We start from the raw sequence: 19,005 nt of genomic DNA, 5'->3' as shown, positions 1-19,005 counted from the left end.
AATGGCTAAGCCAATAAAAATACAGTCATGCTTTTTGGTCCGTGCGCACCAAGAACTAAGGACTGTTCAATGTCTGCGGTTTTTGAGGGCCCTGCTATAAAGGCCCCAAAGCCGTACTCATCGTTTCCTATTCTTGCATAAGCTTCATGCATGGTAGGTATAATTTCAGTTTTTCTGATTACGACCGCCAGTTGCTGGCAGATAAAAGGAATCACACGCTGGTGCATCAGGGCTTCTGTGATCCATAGCGCAGCATTTTCTGCTACACCAAAGTGCGCGCCGATAATGGCCAGGTCTACGTTCTCATAACTATGCGGGTCCTGGTTCTCCCAGCCGGTTTCTATAGTTCCTGACAGCTCCGGCATCATGGAGAGTTCCGGAATCGTAGCTATGATCCGTTTTTTATCTTTAAACTCCTGCTGAATATAAGCTGCAATCGCCTCATAGCTGTCAACTTCAATAACTGCCCCGCCGATATTGGTCAGTACCGTACGAAATTCCTCAACGGGGTTGCTTAGTGCATTTTGTACGTTTGTTAATGCTGGTGGTAGCGGCCTCCAGTCAGGCTGACTGCTTTTAACCTTTGCTAATATCTGTTCCCTACTGGTCATTGTTATGTTTTTTTATGTTTTTTAGCTCATTCTGTTGGTACCATTCTCCAAATGATTGTGTTGGGGGCTGGGGCATATCACGCTGCTTGTACCAAAGATTGAGTTTATTGCTTACGACAAAAGGAAGGTGTTTCAAGACAAAACGACCTGCTTTACCCGCTGTTTTATACACCGAAGGATTGGATAAAGTAAAATCCATTGCCTTCATTGCCACCGTTTTTTTAGGGTCTGCATAACCCTCTTTTACAATTACCTGCCTCCATTTGTACAGTTGCTCGTGAATATTGATCTTCACCGGGCATACATTGGTACATGATCCGCATAGGGTAGAGGCAAATGGAAGATCTGCATATTGCTTCATATCCAGATTGGGGGCCAGTATAGAACCAATAGGGCCGGCAATGGCGGTATGGTAACTATGGCCACCGCTTCTGCGGTATACCGGACAGGTGTTCATACATGCGCCACAGCGGATGCACTTTAAGGAATTTCTGAAATCAGGTCTTCCCAACTGTGTGGTCCTGCCATTGTCTACCAGGATGATGTGCATAGCCTGTCCAGGTCTTGGTTTTTTGAAATGACTGGAGTAAGTGGTGATGGGTTGTCCCGTGGCACTTCGGGCCAGCAGCCTTAAAAACACCGATAGCTGACTGCGCTCGGGTACGATCTTTTCGATACCCATGCAGGCAATGTGTACATCAGCCAGGTGCGCGCCCATATCGGCATTTCCTTCATTGGTGCACACTACAAATTCTCCTGTTTCTGCTACGGCGAAGTTTACACCGGTGATGGCCGCTTTGCGGGTGATGAATTTTTCGCGCAGGTGCACACGCGCCGCTGCGGTTAAAAACACCGGGTCTGACATCCCTTCGGGAGTACCCAGGTGTTCGTGAAAAAGCTCACCTATTTCTTCCTTCTTCTTGTGGATACAGGGAAGTACAATGTGGCTGGGCGGTTCTTTAGCCAGCTGTACAATCCTTTCCCCAAGGTCAGTATCGACCACATCTATTCCTTTTTCCTCCAAGTATTCGTTTAAGTGGCACTCTTCGGTAAGCATAGACTTACTTTTTACGATGCGGTCCACACCCTGTTCCTGTAAAATTGAATATACTATCTGATTGTGCTCTGCTCCATTTGCAGCCCAATGAACTTTGATGCCATTGGCCTGGGCATTGGCTTCGAATGCTACCAGATAATCGTGCAGGTTGGACAGCACATTGTCCTTTATCTGCGAAGCGTTTTCCCGCAGTGCTTCCCATTCCGGAATATTGTGCGCCGCCTTATCGCGCTTGGCGCGGACAAACCACAAGGTCTCATCATGCCAGTTTACACGTGCTTCATCAGCGTTAAAGGCATCTGATAGTTGCGCATGGTCTTTAGTTCCTGTATTCATTTGGCTGATCTGTATTTAATTAAATTCCTGTGCATTAAGGATCTCTGCAATGTGCATTACCTTAACATTGCTTTTTTGTCTCCGTAAAATCCCTTCCATATGCATCAGACAGGACATATCTGCTGCGGTAATAAACTCCGCACCATTGTGCAGATGATCGGATACCCGGTCTTTGCCCATCTTTACAGACACGGCTTCTTCCGCCACGCAAAAGGTACCACCAAAGCCACAGCATTCGTCAGGACGGTTAAGCGTCACAATTTCCAAGCCCGCTACCATATTTAGCAAATGCATGGGTTTGGAATAGGGGGCGGCCACCAGCTCGGTCATTTGCGCCAGCATCAGGCCGCGTTGTCCGTGGCAGCTCTGATGCACCCCCACCTTATGTGGAAAACTTGCTGTAAGCTGCTCAACTTTAAGTACATCTGTTAAGAATTCCGTCAGTTCATACACTTTTTTTCTTACTTCTGTAGCTTTCTCCTCATTGTTTTCGGCATGAAGATGGTCTTTTATATGAAGTACGCAGCTTCCTGATGGGGATACGATATAGTCGAATTGAGAAAAATTGTCAATAAAAAGATCATTGCAGCCCTGGGTGAGGTGCTCAAAACCAGAATTTGCCATGGGCTGTCCGCAGCAGGTCTGCCGGGTAGGGTACACCACGTCGACACCCAATTTCTTCAATAGATTTAAAGTGGCGATGGCAGCATTTGGATAAAACTGGTCAATATAGCAAGGTATAAATAGTCCTACGGTCATATAATCATTGTTCAAGGGGGGTAAATATAGTAGATTAGTATACCTCATATTCTAGTATATTGGCAAAAAAGTAAGCGATTTTAGCACAGTAAAACAGCTTTTTTAAGTATGATGTGTATCTATTATGAAAACGTTTTCATAGTATTGCAAATAATTTACTAGCTTGCATATATGGCCAAGGAAAAGAAGTCGCAGCAAAATACCATACTTGATATTGCGGAAGCATTGAAGCTTTCACCAGCAACTATTTCGCGTGCCCTCAACAATCATCCGTATGTACGGGAAAAAACGAAGACTGCCGTACTTGATATGGCTGCCCAGTTAAACTATCGCCGAAATCAGATGGCTTCCGGATTGAGAAGCAATAAGACACATACGATAGGCTTGATTGTACCGAGGATCTCTATGTTTTTCCATGCCGAGGTGATCACCACCATTCAGAATAACCTGCACAAACATGGCTTTAACCTGATCATTTGCCAGTCAAACGATTCGCTGACGATGGAAACGGCGCTAACAGAAATACTTTTTTCATCCAGGGTAGATGCACTGATTGCAGCATGTACTTTGTTTACCACCGATTTTGGCCACTTTGACAAACTGATTGAAGATGGCAAGCCTGTGATCTTTTATGATCGTGCACCGATGACCGATCACGGTGCAACGATCATTAAGGGCGATGATTTTAATGGGGGATATCTTTCGGCATTACATCTGATAGAGTCAGGCTGCAAGCGCATAGCGCACATCTCTGGCCCCCTTACATCCAATCTGTACCAGAACCGTTCAGCGGGATTTTTTAAAGCGATGGAAACGAATGGCATTGAAGTCAACCGCGATTGGATTTTTCATCAGGAGCTGACTCATGACAATGCCCTTTCTGCTATTGCTAAATTGTTTCAGTCCGGGACAGTTCCTGATGGTATCTGTACAGACAACGATTCAAGCGCAATAGCCGTGCTGCAGTTTACAAAAGAGCAGGGCATAAAAGTACCTGAAGATCTTAAAATAGTGGGTTACTCGAATGACCCGCGTACAGCCATCATTACCCCTTCTATTACCACGATAGAACAATTCCCTAAATTGGTAGGAGATACCATAGTAAGGGTACTGATAGATCTTTTAAGAAATAAAGAAGAGGGGATCAGCGTGGTTACACCTCCGATTATAACACCCGTACAACTAATAAAACGAATGTCTACATGATACAAACACTTTTTGAAAGCAGGTATGCCCTTAGTCCGGACGAAACCAAACAAATGGATACGACCCGGCTGAGGGATAATTTTTTGATAGAACGCATATTTGATGCCGATACAGTAAGCCTTACGCTGACACATTATGACAGATATATTGCCGGCGGTGCAATGCCTGTTAACAATACGCTGGTATTGCCCAATCCAGATGCATTGAAAGCGGATTATTTCCTGGAAAGGAGAGAACTGGGGATCATTAATGTAGGGGCAAAAGGAACTGTTGTGGCGGATGGTACCAGTTATGAACTGGATTTCAAAGAAGCACTTTATATTGGAAAAGGCACCAAGGAAGTCAGCTTTATATCTGCAGATCCTCAAAACCCGGCTAAGTTTTATATCAATTCTGCACCGGCACACCATACTTATCCCGCTAAAAAAGTTTCAAAAGCCGAAGCTGAGATCGTAGAACTGGGTTCGGCGGAAACAGCGAATCACCGTGTGATCAATAAATTATTGGTAAACAGTGTGCTTCCTACCTGCCAGCTTCAAATGGGTATGACAGAATTGAAAAGCGGTAGCGTATGGAACACCATGCCTGCACATACGCACGACAGGAGGATGGAAGTGTATTTTTATTTTGAAGTGCCTAAAGGGCAGAGCGTTTGCCACTTTATGGGACAACCACAAGAGACCAGACATATCTGGATGCAGAATGAGCAGGCGGTCATCTCTCCAAATTGGTCCATACATGCAGGTGCCGGAACCAGCAACTATACATTTATATGGGGCATGGCAGGGGAGAACCTCGACTATGGGGATATGGATCATTGTGCCATCAACGAATTAAAATAGTTTTAAAGACAAATAAAACCTCCGATGAACAAAACAAGCTTTTTTCTTTTGATGTTTTGCGGGCTTTCGGCTCTGGCAGCTGCCCAGACAGTTTCAAAAGCTACGATTACTATCAGTAATTCTTCAAAACTACAGCGGCCAGGTGCAGTGGTAGCTATTAAATGGGCTGACATAACCGCTAAATACCCGGGTATAGATACCGCTAATTTTAAAGTAACAGACCTCACTACCAAGGAAGAGCTTTCCTTTCAACTGGAATACCTAGGACAAAAGACGGTTCAGAATCTGCTGGTGCAGGTTAATGTAGCAGCAAGTGGCATAGTTAAACTCTCATTAGTGCCCGGCAAACCGGTCGCCCCTGTTAAAAAAACCTATGCCCGTTTTGTACCCGAGCGTTTTGATGATTTTGCCTGGGAAAATGATAAAGTAGCCTTCAGGATGTATGGGAAAGCATTGGAAACGAGGAAGGACAATGCTTTCGGTACTGATGTATGGGGGAAAAGGACTACCAAACTAGTGATAAACAATTGGTATAAATCAGGTGATTATCATACCGATCATGGTGAAGGAATGGACTATTATAGTGTGGGACTTACGCTGGGTGCGGGTGATATTGCTCCTTTTGTGAAGGATTCTATTTACTTTTCCAAAAACTACCATCACTGGAAAGTGCTTGACAACGGGCCTTTGCGCAGTACCTTTCAACTGGGATATGATGACTGGAACGTGGCAGGCAAGGCTGTGAAGGTAACAAAAACCATCTCACTGGACGCCGGCTCACGGTTGAATAGGGTGGAAGTAAGTTATACGTATGCAGGTGAGGAAGCATTGCCGGTGGTGATCGGTATTGTGAAGCGGAAAGAACCCGGTACCGTTCTGATGAACGAGCTGCAGGGAGTGATGGGGTATTGGGAGCCGAAACATGGTGCAGATGGCATTACCGGGGTAGGTACGATCGTACCGGGTGATGCATTGGTCATGAATACCGACCGTATGCATTTACTAAGCCATACCGCTATAAAAAGCGGGCAGCCAATTGTTTACTACAATGGGGCAGCCTGGGACAAAGCCAATGAAGTCACCAGTGCCACGGTCTGGTTCGATTACTTAAATAACTATAAACAAAAACTGCTGCAGCCCCTGGTGGTTAGCGTACAGTAATTACAGATATAATAAAAATAATGGCAGTACTTGATTTATTTAATTTAAAGGGCAAACTGGCCCTGGTTACAGGGTGTAAGAGGGGGATAGGAAAAGCGATGGCCGAGGCCCTTGCAGAGGCAGGTGCCGATATCATCGGTGTATCCGCAAACCTGGAGCTTTCAGGCAGTGAGGTGGAGCAGTCTGTCAACAGGTTAGGAAAAAAATTCTATGCCTATCAGTGCGATTTTAGCGACAGAACATCACTTAAGAGTTTTTGTGAGCAGTTAAAAAAAGACCATCCTGTAATAGATATACTGGTGAACAATGCAGGAACGATATTACGCAATCCCATAGCTGAGCACCCTGATGAATATTGGGATGAGGTGGTAGCTGTAAACCAGACTGCGCCCTTTATCCTGACAAGGGAAATAGGACGTGAGATGGTTCAGCGCGGAAGCGGTAAAATCATTTTTACAGCATCCCTGCTCACCTTTCAGGGCGGGATTACCGTGCCTGGATACGCAGCGAGCAAGGGGGCAGTGGGACAGCTGACCAAAGCATTTGCCAATGAATGGGCCGCGAAGGGCGTAAACGTAAATGCCATTGCACCCGGATACATCTCTACAGACAATACTACGGCCCTTAGGGCTGATGAAAACCGCAGCCGCTCTATTATGGAACGGATTCCAGCAAACCGATGGGGCGAACCTGCGGACTTTAAAGGGCCTGTAGTTTTTTTAGCTTCTGATGCTTCAGCCTATATGCACGGTACCGTGATGACGGTAGACGGAGGATGGATGGGAAGGTAGTAATGAAATATTCGTATTACGCAACCGTTTGTGTAAAGAAAACTTTTTAAAGCGGAGCTGAAGCGCTGTATATTGGTCTGGTAGATAAACAAAAATAAAATGAAACCTAACCGAAGAAAATTTTTACAACAGCTTGCAGTAGGAACCGGAGCAATGGCTATCGGCATTCCATCATTTGCCAAAGAAAATGGATCAGATAATGATCATTTGCTTTCAGACCTAAGTAACATAACTGGTGCTCAGCGATTTAATATGAGCGGCTATGCAGCTCCGAAAATTGACAAAGTCAGGATTGGTTTTATTGGTCTGGGAATGCGCGGACCGGGTGCTGTAGGAAGGATGTCGTTTATAGAAGGTGTAGAAATAAAAGCACTGTGTGATAAATTACCAGAAAGAGCTACTGCTGCCCAGAAAAGCCTGACCGCTAAAGGACTGCCTAAAGCGACAGAATATTCCGGTGAGAATGGCTGGAAAGACATGATCGATAAGGAAGACCTTGATCTTATTTATATCTGTACACCATGGCACCTGCACACTCCGATGGCAGTTTATGCAATGGAAAGTGGTAAGCATGTGGCCACGGAAGTGCCCGCTGCACTGACCATCGACGATTGCTGGAAACTGGTAGAAACTTCTGAAAAGACCCGCAAGCATTGCATGATGCTGGAAAACTGCTGTTACGACTTTTTTGAGATGCTGACTTTAAACATGGCCCGCAATGGTATGTTTGGAGAATTGCTGCATGCAGAAGGGGCATATATCCACAACCTTTTGGGCCTTAACTTCAATAAAAAAGGGTATGAAAGCATGTGGAGGCTAAAAGAGAACATTGACTACAACGGAAATTTATATCCTACACATGGCCTTGGCCCGATAGCACAGTGTCTGAACATCAACAGGGGTGATAAAATGGACTATCTGGTATCTATGTCTACCAATGATTTTCAGATGGGGCCGGAAGCGGTGGAGAAAGCTAAAACGGATGCTTTTTACAATGAATTTGTTGGTAAAAAATACCGTGGCAATATGAATACCACGACCATCAGGACTGCCAATGGTAAAACCATGATGCTGCAGCATGATGTAACATCACCTAGACCTTACTCAAGAATCCATTTGCTGAGCGGAACCAAAGGTTTTGCAAGTAAATGGCCTGACCCTGCACGTATCTCTTTTGGAGAAGAATGGGTTAAAGAGGAAGAATTGAAGAAATTATATGATACTTATAGTCCGCCGATCATAAAACACGTAGGTGAAATAGCAAAGAAAATAGGCGGACATGGTGGAATGGACTTTATCATGGACTGGCGACTGATTGACTGCCTGCGCAACGGGCTTCCTTTAGATCAGGATGTATATGATGCTGCTTCATGGAGCTGCATCGTTCCGCTGAGCAAGAAATCTGTGTCCAAGAGATCTTCAAGTGTAGATATCCCTGATTTTACCAGAGGAAGCTGGCAAAAAAATAAACCTGTTGGCCTGACACTGGAAGGTGGTGGCAATACCACGGTAAGAAGTGTAAAATAGGTTTTATTTCTGCAGAAAAGATTTCTGATATGAAAGCGGGCTCTTTCCGGTAATCATTTTAAAATGCTTATGGAAACTTGCAAAGTTATGGAACCCGCTTTCATAACAGATCTGTTTGACATTCATACTGTCTTCTATGAGCAGCTTGCAGGCATGGCCTACCCTTATTTCACTGATAAACTGGGTATAGGTTTTTCTTGTTCTGGATTTAAAATACCGGCAAAATGAATTGGGACTGATGTTTGCCACTGAGGCCATCTCTTCCATTTGGATTTTACGTTTAAAATTTGCAAGGGAATAATTGTAGATCGCGTTGATCCTGTCGTTTTCAGTTTCGGCATAATCATGGTGAAAGCCCATAGAAGAAAGTGTTACGTTACTGGCCGATTTCTCTATTTCCATTAATGCTTCCATCAGCAGCATAATCCTTTTAGGGCCTTCTGCGGTCAACAGTGATTCTATGAGTTTGCCTATATTTTCCTTGCTGCTGCCCTGAACCTGAATGCCGCGCTGTGCCTTTTCCAGGATCATTTTGATAGATTTGTTTTCCGGTAAATTTAAAAAAGAACTTCCCCAGAAATCTTCACAAAAATGTACAACCGCAATATCAGCCTGCGTCTTTTCTCCGTTGAAATAAGCGTCATCAAATCTCCAATAATGTGGCAGTTGCGCACCTACCAACACTACATCGCCCGATCTGAAGCGTTTGATGCTGTCGCCAATAAATTGCGTGCCATTGCCTTCTTTGAAAAAGATCAGTTCCACTTCTGCGTGATAATGCCAGCGGTTATTGAGGTAGGGTATGTTGTCCCTTCGTACATTAAAAGAGCCCACAGGATTGCTGGTGACTTTAAGTAATTGTGGTTTCATCAGTTTATGTGTATTGGTTAGATATTAATACATAAAAGTATAAAAATCTTTTATAAATACCCCAATCTTTATATTTCTGATGAAATATTGCCAAATTCGTTTAATAATATATTGAAACTTGTGTTATTATGAATGTTTAAGGATGTGTTTGTCTATTTCTGCACCAAGTGTGGCTACTTTTTCCGGGTCTAGTTCGCCCCATATTACTTCCCAGTGATCATCTTTACGAAGCTGGACTTCATTTTCACCTATTTTACATATATAATAGGACAGGCCATCTGTTGTTTCTTTATGGGTAACTTCAGTGGATTGGGCATTTGAGCCATCTTTATTAATATTTACTGTGAATTTCTTATTTTCTGACGTTTCCATACTGATTTTATTTAATTGATAACAATGAAAAATGCACAAAGGTTTTATCAAACTTGCCCTGAGAATTGTAGGATACATGCAGTTGGCAGAATTGGAATTTTTTTAATAACATACAAAATAGATTATTTTAATGTCAGGTTTAATATTCTACTGTAAAAAAGTATGTTTAAACTTTCATTTATTCAAAAAGATAATTACATTTGAGCTTACCCTTTCGGGGGTATGTTTTTCATAGGTAGATGTAGGGTCGAAATTAATTTTTCGGCCCTTTTTTTTTGATAAGGTTATGTACCTTTGAAAATAGCTATGAATAAGAAAAAAATCATTGTTGCGATCACCGGTGCGAGTGGTGCTGTGTATGCCAAATTATTGCTGGACAATCTGGTGAAACTGTCTGATCAGATAGAAAAGATAGGGGTGGTCATGTCTGACAATGCCAAAGAGGTGTGGCGTTTTGAGTTGGAGCACAACGGATATGAAAAATATCCCTTTGATTTTTATCAGAAAATGGATTTTAATGCACCTTTTGCCTCAGGATCTGCCAAATTTGACACGATGATCATTGTTCCCTGTTCTATGGGCACATTGGGCAGAATTGCGCATGGCATTTCGAATGATTTGATTTCAAGGGCGGCAGATGTAATATTGAAAGAACGCAGAAAGCTGATTGCGGTGGTTCGCGATACACCGTTTAGTCTGATCCACATCAATAATATGAAAACGGTGACCGAAGCAGGTGGGATTATCTGTCCGGCGAATCCTTCTTTTTATTCATTACCCAAAAGCATTGAGGAGGTAGCACAGACGGTAATAAGCAGGGTGATTGATCTGGCCGGACTGGAGCAGGAAAGCTACCGCTGGAATGAATAGTTTTTGCTATCTTTGCGAATTCAATGAAAACAGTTGCATTTTATACACTAGGTTGTAAGTTGAACTTCTCTGAAACTTCAACAATCGGCAGGTTATTTACCGATGCCGGATATGGGGTTGTGGAATTTACAGCTGGTGCGGATGTGTATGTAATCAATACCTGCTCCGTTACAGAGCATGCGGATAAAAAATGCCGCAAGGTGGTGAAAGAGGCATTGAAATATTCACCCAATGCGTATGTGACCATAGTAGGATGCTACGCACAGTTAAAGCCTGCAGAGATCGCTGAAATAGAGGGGGTTGATATGGTGCTTGGTGCAGCAGAGAAATTTCGCATTGTGGAATTCATCTCTGACCTGACCAAACAGCCTAAAGCAGTCATTCATCAGCAGAACATTGAAAAAGTAAACCATAATTTTATAGCCGCTTATTCTATAGGCGACAGGACCCGTACCTTTCTTAAGGTGCAGGACGGTTGTGATTATCCTTGTACTTATTGTACCATTCCGTTGGCAAGAGGGGGGAGCAGGAGTGATACGATAGAGAATGTGCTGAACCGTGCACGGCAGATCGCCGAAAGCGGGGTGAAGGAAATCGTACTGACAGGTGTGAACCTGGGTGATTTTGGAATACGGAACGGTCAGCGTGAGGATAAGTTCTTTGACCTGGTAAGGGCATTGGATGAAGTAGAAGGCATAGAACGCATTCGTATATCTTCCATAGAACCCAATCTGCTGAGCAATGAGATCATTGAATTTGTTGCTTCGTCGAAAAGGTTTGTTCCTCATTTTCATATTCCTTTGCAGTCAGGATCTGACAAAATACTGGGCCTGATGCGCAGGCGCTACCAGCGGGATTTGTATACTGAACGGGTAGCAAAGATCAAAGAAGTAATGCCAAACTGCTGCATAGGCGTGGATGTAATAGTTGGTTTTCCAGGCGAAACGCAGGAGGATTTTTTAGAGACCTATCAGTTTCTGAATGAGATGGATGTATCTTATTTACATGTGTTTACCTATTCTGAACGTGAGCAGACCGCTGCTGCGGAAATGAAGGGGGTAGTGGCAGGCAGCACACGAGCAGACCGCAGTAAAATGCTGCACATCCTTTCTGATAAGAAAAGACGTGCTTTTTACCAGTCGCAGATAGGCAGCATAGGCGAAGTGCTTTTTGAAGATGATCAGAAGAATGGTTTCATGCACGGTTTTACCAAAAATTACGTTAAAGTAAAAGCCAAATATGATCCGGTAATGGTCAATGAGATCAAAAGCGTAAGGCTGGTTGAACTTTCTGCAGACGGCGAGGTAGAAGTTGAGGAAACAGGAGCAATTTTAGCACATTAATCCTATATTCGCATTAAACTTTTATTTTTTATATGTTTCCTACAGTATCTCATTTTATAGAATATCTTTTCGGTATTCAGGTCCCGCTTCCTTTTAATACTTTTGGTGTTTTTGTAGCCCTGGCTTTCGTAGCCGGGTACTGGGCGTTTAGTCAGGAAGCAAAGCGAAAAGAAGCTTTAGGGAAGCTGCAAACTGTAAAGAAGTCTATCGTTACCGGAAAGCCGGCCAGCACCAATGAACTGATATTAAATGGTGTTTTTGGGTTTTTAATAGGCTATAAGCTAGTCTACGCATTGCTGAATTACCAGCTTTTTGTAAGTGATGCACAGACGGTATTACTTTCCCTGCAGGGAAATTTCATAGGCGGGTTGTTCTTTGCGGGATTATTTGCGTACTGGGATTACAAAGAAAAGAATGCCAATAAATTACCGAAACCAAAAACGGTTGAAGTAGTGCAGCATCCGCATGAGCTAATGGGTACGCTCATTGTGTGGGCAGCAGTATGGGGTTTTCTTGGCGCCAAAATATTTGACAACCTGGAGCACTGGGATACTTTTGTAAAAGACCCAATAGGAAGTTTGCTTTCCTTCAGCGGGCTGACCTTTTATGGCGGACTCATCTGCGGCGGGGCAGCGGTACTATATATTGCCAGAAAGAATGGTATTAAGCCACTTCATATGTTGGATATTGGTGGCCCGGGCATGATGCTGGCATATAGTGTAGGCCGTATAGGCTGTCATATGTCGGGCGATGGCGACTGGGGTATTGTAAATGTACATCCAAAACCTTTTGCCTGGTTTCCTGACTGGTTGTGGGGGTATACTTATCCAAACAACGTAGCAAATGAAGGAGAGCGCATAGTCGGTTGCGTGGGCAGGTTTTGCAATGAACTGCCAATGCCGGTATATCCAACCCCAATCTATGAAACAATTGTATGCTTTATCCTGTTTTTGATACTGTGGCGCATCCGTCACCAGATTAAATTACCGGGCATGCTATTTGGGGTATATTTAATGATGAATGGTACGGAGCGTTTCTTTATTGAGCTGATTAGGGTAAATACGAAATATACCGTTGCCGGTATCCAGTTCACACAAGCGGAACTGATCTCTCTATTGTTATTTTTATCAGGCCTGGCATTGGTGATAAATGCCGTTAAAAATAAAGAAAAGCTGGCCAACTACTAAAATCTTAATGATTTGGATTACGAACTGTTATGCTCAAAAGTAATTGCTGTTACACGGTTAACAGGCAATTTTATAAGAAAGGAATCAATTGGTTTTGATGCCAAGGCTATCGAATTTAAAGGATTGAACGATCTGGTTTCTTATGTTGATAAAACAGCAGAGAAACAATTGGTAAGGAACTTGAGTAAATTGCTGCCTGACGCAGGTTTTACTACTGAGGAAGAAACCATTAATAGCAGGGGAGCGGTATTTAACTGGATCATAGACCCCCTGGATGGGACAACTAATTTTATTCATGGTGTTCCGACCTATTCCATCAGCATTGCTTTGTATGAGGATGACCAGCCGGTGCTGGGTGTGGTGTACGAGATCAACAGAGGTGAAATGTTTTATACTTATAAGGGAGGCCCAGCCTTCCTAAATAACCGCGAAATACAGGTTTCAGAGAGAAAATCTCTATCAGATTGTTTATTGGCCACCGGATTTCCATACTATCAGTTTGATAAGCAAGCTAACTATATGGCGTTGCTTTCGGAAATGATGCAGAAATGCCATGGGTTAAGGCGCATCGGTTCTGCTGCTGTAGACCTGGCTTATGTGGCCTGTGGCCGGTTTGACGCTTTCTTTGAGTATAATCTTAATGCCTGGGATGTAGCTGCAGGAGCCTATTTGGTACAACAGGCCGGTGGAAACATTTTGAATTTTGGAGGAGGGGACGAGTTTATTGAAAAAAGGGAGATTTTAGCCACGAATGCTAAGGTTGATAAGGAATTGCTTGAGACTATTGACAGGCACTTTAATCTATAGTTCTTTCGGAAGCAGGCACACAAAACTAAGCGCATAAAAAAACCTTTGTATTTTGAGGACATGTAAAATCTTTCCTTCAAAAGATTTTGGGTCTGAAAAGTACAAAGGTTTTTATAATATTGTCTAAACTACAATGCTTCTGAAACCACTTCTTTAACTTCAGGGACCATTCTTTGCAACAAGTTCTGAATGCCTGATTTTAAGGTGATGGTAGAAGATGGACATCCACTGCAAGAACCTCTAAGCTCTACAGTTACCACACCTTCATCAAATGATTTATAGCTGATGGCGCCGCCGTCCTGTTCTACAGCCGGGCGTACATAATCATGCAGGATCTGCTGAATTTTAATCTCCAAATCTGAACCTTCAAATGCAGGAGCTTCATCAGTAGTCTCTTCTTTTATTTTGTATTCAGACTCTACGGCACCTTTAACAAACTCTTTTAAGATCGGCTCTATATCTGCCCAGTCTGCATCTTCTGTTTTTGTTACGGTGACAAAATTACTTGCAAAAAAAACACCATTTACAAAGTTGAACTTAAAGAGTTCCTTTGCAAAAGGAGAATGTTCTGCCGACGCTTTGGTGGCAAAATCTTCACTGCCGTTGATCAATAATTTATTGACCATAAACTTCATCGTTGCAGGATTTGGCGTTTGTTCTGTATATACGTTGATAGTCATTGTCTTCTTTTTTTATGCAAAAATAAATAATTCACAGATGCTATTCAGGGTTTGATGTCTGTTTTAGGTCATTATATCTAAAATACGCCCGTATAAGTAAAAGGAGTTATGTTTTTTAATTCTGCTTTTATGCAATCGCTGACATCCAGGCTGTCTATAAAATCAGCCATGGTAGTGGCGGTGATCTTTTGGTTGGTGCGTGTCAGGTCTTTTAGTGCTTCATAGGGATTGGGATAGGCTTCTCTCCTGAGCACAGTTTGGATGGCTTCCGCCACAACAGCCCAGTTGTTTTCCAGGTCGGCATCAATTGCTTCTTTGTTTAACAATAATTTGCCTAATCCTTTTAGTGTTGAGGCAATAGCTATGGTAGTATGTGCCATAGGTACGCCAACATTTCTTAAGACAGTAGAGTCTGTAAGGTCTCTTTGCAAACGGCTTATGGGAAGTTTTGCGGCAAAGAATTCGAACAGAGCATTTGCTATACCTGCATTTCCTTCGGCATTTTCAAAATCAATAGGATTTACTTTATGAGGCATTGCAGAAGAGCCTACTTCGCCTTCTTTTATTTTTTGCTTGAAATAATTTTTAGATATATAGGCCCATATATCACGGTCCATATCAATAATAATGTTATTTATTCTTTTCAGCGCATCGCATTGTGCAGCGAACTGATCATAATGTTCAATTTGGGTGGTGTGTTGCGCGCGCGTAAGTCCCAGTATCTGATTTACAAAAATATTTGAAAAGTCTACCCAGTTGATACCTGGATAAGCAATATGGTGTGCGTTGAAATTGCCTGTGGCACCACCAAATTTAGCGCTGTTAGGGATGTTTTTCAGGTTGTTTAGCTGTATTTCCAAACGCTCTGCAAATACAGTAAATTCTTTGCCCAGTTTGGTAGGAGAGGCAGGTTGACCATGCGTATGTGCTAGTAAAGGCACATCTTTCCATTCTGTAGCAAGCGACTGGATGTGACCTATCAATTTCTGCAGGTTAGGATAATACACTTCTTCCAGGGCAAGTTTAAACGTAAATGGAATGGCGGTATTGTTAATGTCCTGAGAGGTTAGTCCGAAATGAATAAATTCTTTGTATTCCTGTAGTCCAAGAAGGTCAAACTGTTTTTTGATAAAGTATTCTACCGCTTTAACATCATGGTTGGTGATTTTTTCTGTGTCCTTTACTTCCTGAGCATGGGTGTCATCAAATTGCTCATGGATAGCGCGAAGCTTGTTGTAACTGGATTTGTCGAATGTGGTCAAACCGGGTAGTTCTGTTTCGCAAAGCGCAATGAAGTATTCTATTTCTACGAAGACCCTGTACTTAATTAATGCAGATTCGGAGAAATATTTGGCAAGGTTTTCAGTGGTGTTTCTGTAGCGGCCATCTACTGGAGAAATGGCTTGAAGCGAAGATAAATTCATGGGTTTGACTTTTTTACAGTCACAAATGTAGCATTTATTACCAATAAAAAAGGCCTTGGGAATACCCAAGGCCTTTTTTATTGGTAATAAATTTTGACTAGTGAGCAGCTGAATCAGTAGTAGTAGTTGTAGTAGTAACTGTAGTATCTTGTACAGTTGAATCAGTAACTGTAGTATCAACTTCAGTAACAACTGTAGAAGAGTCAGTTAAAGTAGTATCTGCTGAATCACCAGTTTTTTCTGAGTTACAAGCTGCTACTGATAAAGAAATTGCTAAAGCTAAAAAGCCAAATTTAAATGCGTTTTTCATTCTAATTCTGTTTTAAATAAATTAATTAATTTTACAGGTTAATACCACAAAGTTCAAAAGGTAACCCAGGTAACCTAAAAAAAATGAAAAATATTTTTAATCTTTTTTTACTATCATTGGGTTACCATTCACGTTTAAATGTATTAATTGGTGAGTAATAAGTTAAGCAGTTCAGTTCCAACAGATAGAGAGGTAGTTTTAGGGATCTTAAATAACTCGGAGGAAGCGCTAAATAAATTGTATACAGGGTATTTTCCGATGGTTTTACAGTTTATATTAAATAACAATGGTAATGAAGATGATGCAAAAGATGTGTATCAGGAAGGCATAATCGTTTTATATAATAAAATTAAAGGCGGGGATTTCGAGTTAAGCAGTAAACTAAAGACCTATATATATTCAGTCTGCAGGCGTATTTGGTTAAAGAAGCTTACCCAGCAGCGTAAGAAAACCAATAACATTGCAGATTTTGAAGATGTACTGGTGGTGGATGAGGATGTAGAGCATCATGAAGAGAAAGACAGGCAGTTTGATAAAATGCAATCTGCTTTACTGCTTCTTGGAGAACCCTGCAAGACCATTATTCAGGACTTTTATATTAACAACCTGTCTATGCAGGATATTTGTGAAAAGTTTGGCTATACCAACACTGATAATGCCAAAACGCAAAAGTATAAATGTCTGCAAAGGTTAAAGAAATTATTTTTTCAAGTATAGTTGACATGAGGAACGAGATTGAATTAGAAGGTATAATTGAAGATTATCTAAACGATAAACTTACAGAAGGGGAGAAAAATGCTTTTGAAGAGTTGCGCCGTAATGATCCTTCGGTAGATCACCGGGTAGTGACACACAAGACGTTTGTGGAGTCTTTAGCATCCTATGCAAATACACTTGAATTAAAGAACAAAATGGATGCTGCACATGCTATGATTGATGTAGATCAATTGAGCCGGAAACTGGGCCCGCATCCGTCGATTATTGTAAATATCTGGCGTAAAAACCGCGCTGCTATCGCTGTTGCTGCTTCATTTATACTGCTGACTACAGTGATGATCTATTCTATTCAACTAACAACCCAGCAGACAACTGGCTATGAAAAAATGAGTGTAGAGCTCAACAGGCTTAAAAGTTCTACGAATAGTCTGATCAGAAATGTAAAATCCAACCAGCATCATAGCACAGCCCCAGTAAAGCCTGTTAAATTTGGAGGCACTGGTTTCGCGATCTCTTCTAATGGCTATATCCTGACCAGTTATCATGTAATCGAGAAATCAGATACGGTATATGTTCAGAACAATAAGGGCGAACAATATAAAGTGGAAATTACTTATAAGGACCCTGTTAATGATATTGCGATCCTGAAAATAATTGATAAAAAATTCTCCCTTAGTGCATTACCTTATTCCTTAAAAAGAAGTGCAGTAGGGATGGGTGAAAGTGTATATACGCTTGGATATCCGAAGGAAGACATTGTATTTGGCAAAGGGTATTTAAGTTCTCAGAGCGGTTTTAATGGCGATACGCTGGCTTACCAGGTGGCAATAGATGTAAATCCGGGAAACAGCGGTGGCCCATTACTGGATAATAGCGGAAATATTATTGGTATTATCAATGCTAAAGAAAGCCATACTGACGGAGCTACCTTTGCGGTAAAGGCCAAGTATCTTCAGGACGCTTTGAGTTCCATTCCACAGGATTCTGTAGTAGGAAAGATCTCGTCAAAGAAAATTCAGAAGCACAGGTTAGAACCTTCCAAGCAAGTTTCTAAAATCCAGGAATATGTTTTTATGGTAAAAGGTTTGTAATTATATTTAAACACATAAATTTGAGAACCCTGAAACTTCTAGTTAGTTTCGGGGTTTTTTAATTATATCGTTTAAATATGGATTTTGGAAAAGTTGCAGATCATCTCATTCCTTCGGTCAATTTTACATTGCCGGCTGACGGAACGCAGACTGGCAAAACCCTGGAGGGCAGCACACCGTTTAAAAAGCCGGAGTTTTATATAGGTTGCGCCAAATGGGGCAGAAAAGAGTGGTTGAACATGATCTATCCTTTAAAGACCAAAGAAGCTAACTTTCTGGATGAGTATGTAAAGCATTTTAATTCTATTGAACTAAACGCAGTTTTTTACAGTATCCCTAACGCTGATCTGATCAAAAAGTGGAAGGCAAAAGCAGAAGAAAATGCCATAGGTAGTTTTGTTTTTTGTCCTAAATTTTCCAGAACCATCAGTCACATAAAAAGACTGAAAGACGCAGAAGTGCCAACAGATCTTTATTTGTCCAGCATTTCTGAATTTGGAAAGTTTCTTGGGCCCTGCTTTCTTCAGCTGGGCGATAATTTCTCACCAAATAGCTTTGAAGTTTTGCAGAACTATTTAACCCATCTGCCGCAGGATCTTGAAGTATTTGTAGAATTGCGTCATGAAAGCTGGTTTGCTGATGCGGTGCTCAGGAAGAAATTGTTCGAAATGCTCGGAAGGCTCAAAAAAGGGGCTGTGATCACAGATGCAACCGGCAGAAGGGATTGTGTACACATGGAGCTGACCATTCCGCAAATATTTATTCGCTTTGTAGGAAATGGAGAAAAGCATAAGGAATCAGATTTTGCGCGGATTGATGAGTGGACAGCTAAAATAAAGACCTGGCTGGATAGCGGACTGGAGAAGGTTTACTTCTTTTTACATCAGCATGATGAGAAAGATACCCCCATTCTGGCAAATTATACTATTCAGCAATTTAACAAGCATTTGGGTGCAAAAGTGCCGGAGGTAAAATTTATTACAAAAGAAACAGAATTATTTTAAATAGTATAGTTAACTTGTAGACTTTATTTATCACGTTATC

20 protein-coding genes are annotated in these 19,005 nt (G+C 41.9%); 12 read left to right on the top strand and 8 right to left on the bottom strand.

Annotation, left to right across the window (positions count from 1 at the left end; all coding sequences use genetic code 11):
• Window positions 1-5: 5 nt before the first annotated feature.
• From EZ437_RS18860 to EZ437_RS18850, 3 genes are read right to left on the bottom strand one after another with little or no spacing between them, the layout of a single operon-like run.
• Window positions 6-611 carry a LutC/YkgG family protein gene (locus tag EZ437_RS18860; protein ID WP_131597626.1) on the bottom strand — a complete coding sequence of 202 codons (606 nt, stop codon included), beginning with the start codon at window positions 609-611 and terminating at the stop codon, window positions 6-8.
• Window positions 601-2,004, bottom strand: a complete 1,404-nt coding sequence (locus EZ437_RS18855) for a lactate utilization protein B (protein ID WP_131597625.1) — start codon at window positions 2,002-2,004, stop codon at window positions 601-603. The genes EZ437_RS18860 and EZ437_RS18855 overlap by 11 nt, the downstream gene beginning before the upstream one ends.
• Before the next feature lie 15 nt (window positions 2,005-2,019).
• Window positions 2,020-2,763 (bottom strand): (Fe-S)-binding protein, encoded by a 744-nt coding sequence (locus EZ437_RS18850; RefSeq protein WP_131597624.1) that lies wholly within the window; start codon window positions 2,761-2,763, stop codon window positions 2,020-2,022.
• A 171-nt stretch (window positions 2,764-2,934) separates the two neighbouring features.
• Here EZ437_RS18850 and EZ437_RS18845 point away from each other — a divergent pair, with 171 nt between their 5' ends.
• The 5 genes from EZ437_RS18845 (at window position 2,935) to EZ437_RS18825 (ending at window position 8,290) form a co-directional block, all read left to right on the top strand.
• Window positions 2,935-3,969 carry a LacI family DNA-binding transcriptional regulator gene (locus EZ437_RS18845; protein ID WP_131597623.1) on the top strand — a complete coding sequence of 345 codons (1,035 nt, stop codon included), beginning with the start codon at window positions 2,935-2,937 and terminating at the stop codon, window positions 3,967-3,969.
• Window positions 3,966-4,811, top strand: a complete 846-nt coding sequence (gene kduI, locus EZ437_RS18840; protein WP_131597622.1) for a 5-dehydro-4-deoxy-D-glucuronate isomerase — start codon at window positions 3,966-3,968, stop codon at window positions 4,809-4,811. Before EZ437_RS18845 ends, kduI begins: the two co-directional genes overlap by 4 nt.
• A gap of 24 nt (window positions 4,812-4,835) precedes the next feature.
• Window positions 4,836-5,972 carry a DUF4861 family protein gene (locus EZ437_RS18835; protein ID WP_131597621.1) on the top strand — a complete coding sequence of 379 codons (1,137 nt, stop codon included), beginning with the start codon at window positions 4,836-4,838 and terminating at the stop codon, window positions 5,970-5,972.
• 20 nt (window positions 5,973-5,992) lie between these two features.
• Complete coding sequence (locus tag EZ437_RS18830; RefSeq protein WP_205942753.1) at window positions 5,993-6,763, top strand: SDR family oxidoreductase; 771 nt, start codon at window positions 5,993-5,995, stop codon at window positions 6,761-6,763.
• A gap of 99 nt (window positions 6,764-6,862) precedes the next feature.
• Complete coding sequence (locus EZ437_RS18825; protein ID WP_131597619.1) at window positions 6,863-8,290, top strand: Gfo/Idh/MocA family protein; 1,428 nt, start codon at window positions 6,863-6,865, stop codon at window positions 8,288-8,290.
• Window positions 8,291-8,293: 3 nt separating this feature from the next.
• Here the strand turns inward: EZ437_RS18825 and EZ437_RS18820 are convergent, their stop codons facing one another.
• Window positions 8,294-9,160, bottom strand: a complete 867-nt coding sequence (locus tag EZ437_RS18820; RefSeq protein ID WP_131597618.1) for an AraC family transcriptional regulator — start codon at window positions 9,158-9,160, stop codon at window positions 8,294-8,296.
• A gap of 126 nt (window positions 9,161-9,286) precedes the next feature.
• Complete coding sequence (locus EZ437_RS18815; RefSeq protein ID WP_131597617.1) at window positions 9,287-9,532, bottom strand: hypothetical protein; 246 nt, start codon at window positions 9,530-9,532, stop codon at window positions 9,287-9,289.
• 306 nt (window positions 9,533-9,838) lie between these two features.
• Between EZ437_RS18815 and EZ437_RS18810 the strand changes: the two genes are divergently transcribed.
• The 4 genes from EZ437_RS18810 to EZ437_RS18795 are packed head-to-tail and all read left to right on the top strand — an operon-like array spanning window position 9,839 to window position 13,739.
• Window positions 9,839-10,402, top strand: coding sequence for a UbiX family flavin prenyltransferase (locus EZ437_RS18810; protein ID WP_131597616.1), 564 nt, complete (start codon window positions 9,839-9,841; stop codon window positions 10,400-10,402).
• A 23-nt stretch (window positions 10,403-10,425) separates the two neighbouring features.
• A complete protein-coding gene (mtaB, locus tag EZ437_RS18805; protein WP_131597615.1) occupies window positions 10,426-11,745 on the top strand; it encodes a tRNA (N(6)-L-threonylcarbamoyladenosine(37)-C(2))-methylthiotransferase MtaB in 1,320 nt (439 codons plus the stop codon).
• 32 nt (window positions 11,746-11,777) lie between these two features.
• Window positions 11,778-12,932, top strand: coding sequence for a prolipoprotein diacylglyceryl transferase (locus EZ437_RS18800; RefSeq protein ID WP_131597614.1), 1,155 nt, complete (start codon window positions 11,778-11,780; stop codon window positions 12,930-12,932).
• A 12-nt stretch (window positions 12,933-12,944) separates the two neighbouring features.
• A complete protein-coding gene (locus EZ437_RS18795) occupies window positions 12,945-13,739 on the top strand; it encodes an inositol monophosphatase family protein (protein WP_131597613.1) in 795 nt (264 codons plus the stop codon).
• 128 nt (window positions 13,740-13,867) lie between these two features.
• Here EZ437_RS18795 and EZ437_RS18790 read toward each other — a convergent pair whose 3' ends face one another.
• The 3 genes from EZ437_RS18790 to EZ437_RS18780 form a co-directional block, all read right to left on the bottom strand.
• The gene (locus EZ437_RS18790; protein WP_131597612.1) at window positions 13,868-14,419 is read right to left on the bottom strand and encodes a NifU family protein; all 552 of its coding nucleotides are present in this window, start codon (window positions 14,417-14,419) and stop codon (window positions 13,868-13,870) included.
• Between the two features lie 77 nt (window positions 14,420-14,496).
• Window positions 14,497-15,843 carry an adenylosuccinate lyase gene (purB, locus tag EZ437_RS18785; protein WP_131597611.1) on the bottom strand — a complete coding sequence of 449 codons (1,347 nt, stop codon included), beginning with the start codon at window positions 15,841-15,843 and terminating at the stop codon, window positions 14,497-14,499.
• Window positions 15,844-15,940: 97 nt separating this feature from the next.
• The gene (locus EZ437_RS18780; RefSeq protein WP_131597610.1) at window positions 15,941-16,153 is read right to left on the bottom strand and encodes a hypothetical protein; all 213 of its coding nucleotides are present in this window, start codon (window positions 16,151-16,153) and stop codon (window positions 15,941-15,943) included.
• 150 nt (window positions 16,154-16,303) lie between these two features.
• Here EZ437_RS18780 and EZ437_RS18775 point away from each other — a divergent pair, with 150 nt between their 5' ends.
• The 3 genes from EZ437_RS18775 to EZ437_RS18765 all read left to right on the top strand — a co-directional run bounded on the left by EZ437_RS18775 (window position 16,304) and on the right by EZ437_RS18765 (window position 18,965).
• Entirely contained in the window at window positions 16,304-16,870 is a 567-nt protein-coding gene (locus EZ437_RS18775; protein WP_131597609.1) for an RNA polymerase sigma factor, read from the top strand.
• A gap of 5 nt (window positions 16,871-16,875) precedes the next feature.
• Window positions 16,876-17,961, top strand: coding sequence for a S1C family serine protease (locus EZ437_RS18770; RefSeq protein ID WP_131597608.1), 1,086 nt, complete (start codon window positions 16,876-16,878; stop codon window positions 17,959-17,961).
• 77 nt (window positions 17,962-18,038) lie between these two features.
• Window positions 18,039-18,965 (top strand): DUF72 domain-containing protein, encoded by a 927-nt coding sequence (locus EZ437_RS18765; protein ID WP_131597607.1) that lies wholly within the window; start codon window positions 18,039-18,041, stop codon window positions 18,963-18,965.
• Window positions 18,966-19,005 lie beyond the last annotated feature (40 nt).

Source organism: Pedobacter psychroterrae, assembly GCF_004331695.1.
Taxonomy (GTDB): Bacteria; Bacteroidota; Bacteroidia; order Sphingobacteriales; family Sphingobacteriaceae; genus Pedobacter; species Pedobacter psychroterrae.
Note: the sequence above shows the minus strand (reverse complement) of the source record. Positions and strands in the feature narration are given on the sequence as shown.

Coding starts and splice junctions, on each gene's coding strand:
- EZ437_RS18860 (WP_131597626.1), bottom strand. CDS start 611: ATGACCAGTAGGGAACAGATATTAGCAAAGGTTAAAAGCAGTCAGCCT.
- EZ437_RS18855 (WP_131597625.1), bottom strand. CDS start 2,004: ATGAATACAGGAACTAAAGACCATGCGCAACTATCAGATGCCTTTAAC.
- EZ437_RS18850 (WP_131597624.1), bottom strand. CDS start 2,763: ATGACCGTAGGACTATTTATACCTTGCTATATTGACCAGTTTTATCCA.
- EZ437_RS18845 (WP_131597623.1), top strand. CDS start 2,935: ATGGCCAAGGAAAAGAAGTCGCAGCAAAATACCATACTTGATATTGCG.
- kduI (WP_131597622.1), top strand. CDS start 3,966: ATGATACAAACACTTTTTGAAAGCAGGTATGCCCTTAGTCCGGACGAA.
- EZ437_RS18835 (WP_131597621.1), top strand. CDS start 4,836: ATGAACAAAACAAGCTTTTTTCTTTTGATGTTTTGCGGGCTTTCGGCT.
- EZ437_RS18830 (WP_205942753.1), top strand. CDS start 5,993: ATGGCAGTACTTGATTTATTTAATTTAAAGGGCAAACTGGCCCTGGTT.
- EZ437_RS18825 (WP_131597619.1), top strand. CDS start 6,863: ATGAAACCTAACCGAAGAAAATTTTTACAACAGCTTGCAGTAGGAACC.
- EZ437_RS18820 (WP_131597618.1), bottom strand. CDS start 9,160: ATGAAACCACAATTACTTAAAGTCACCAGCAATCCTGTGGGCTCTTTT.
- EZ437_RS18815 (WP_131597617.1), bottom strand. CDS start 9,532: ATGGAAACGTCAGAAAATAAGAAATTCACAGTAAATATTAATAAAGAT.
- EZ437_RS18810 (WP_131597616.1), top strand. CDS start 9,839: ATGAATAAGAAAAAAATCATTGTTGCGATCACCGGTGCGAGTGGTGCT.
- mtaB (WP_131597615.1), top strand. CDS start 10,426: ATGAAAACAGTTGCATTTTATACACTAGGTTGTAAGTTGAACTTCTCT.
- EZ437_RS18800 (WP_131597614.1), top strand. CDS start 11,778: ATGTTTCCTACAGTATCTCATTTTATAGAATATCTTTTCGGTATTCAG.
- EZ437_RS18790 (WP_131597612.1), bottom strand. CDS start 14,419: ATGACTATCAACGTATATACAGAACAAACGCCAAATCCTGCAACGATG.
- purB (WP_131597611.1), bottom strand. CDS start 15,843: ATGAATTTATCTTCGCTTCAAGCCATTTCTCCAGTAGATGGCCGCTAC.
- EZ437_RS18780 (WP_131597610.1), bottom strand. CDS start 16,153: ATGAAAAACGCATTTAAATTTGGCTTTTTAGCTTTAGCAATTTCTTTA.
- EZ437_RS18770 (WP_131597608.1), top strand. CDS start 16,876: ATGAGGAACGAGATTGAATTAGAAGGTATAATTGAAGATTATCTAAAC.
- EZ437_RS18765 (WP_131597607.1), top strand. CDS start 18,039: ATGGATTTTGGAAAAGTTGCAGATCATCTCATTCCTTCGGTCAATTTT.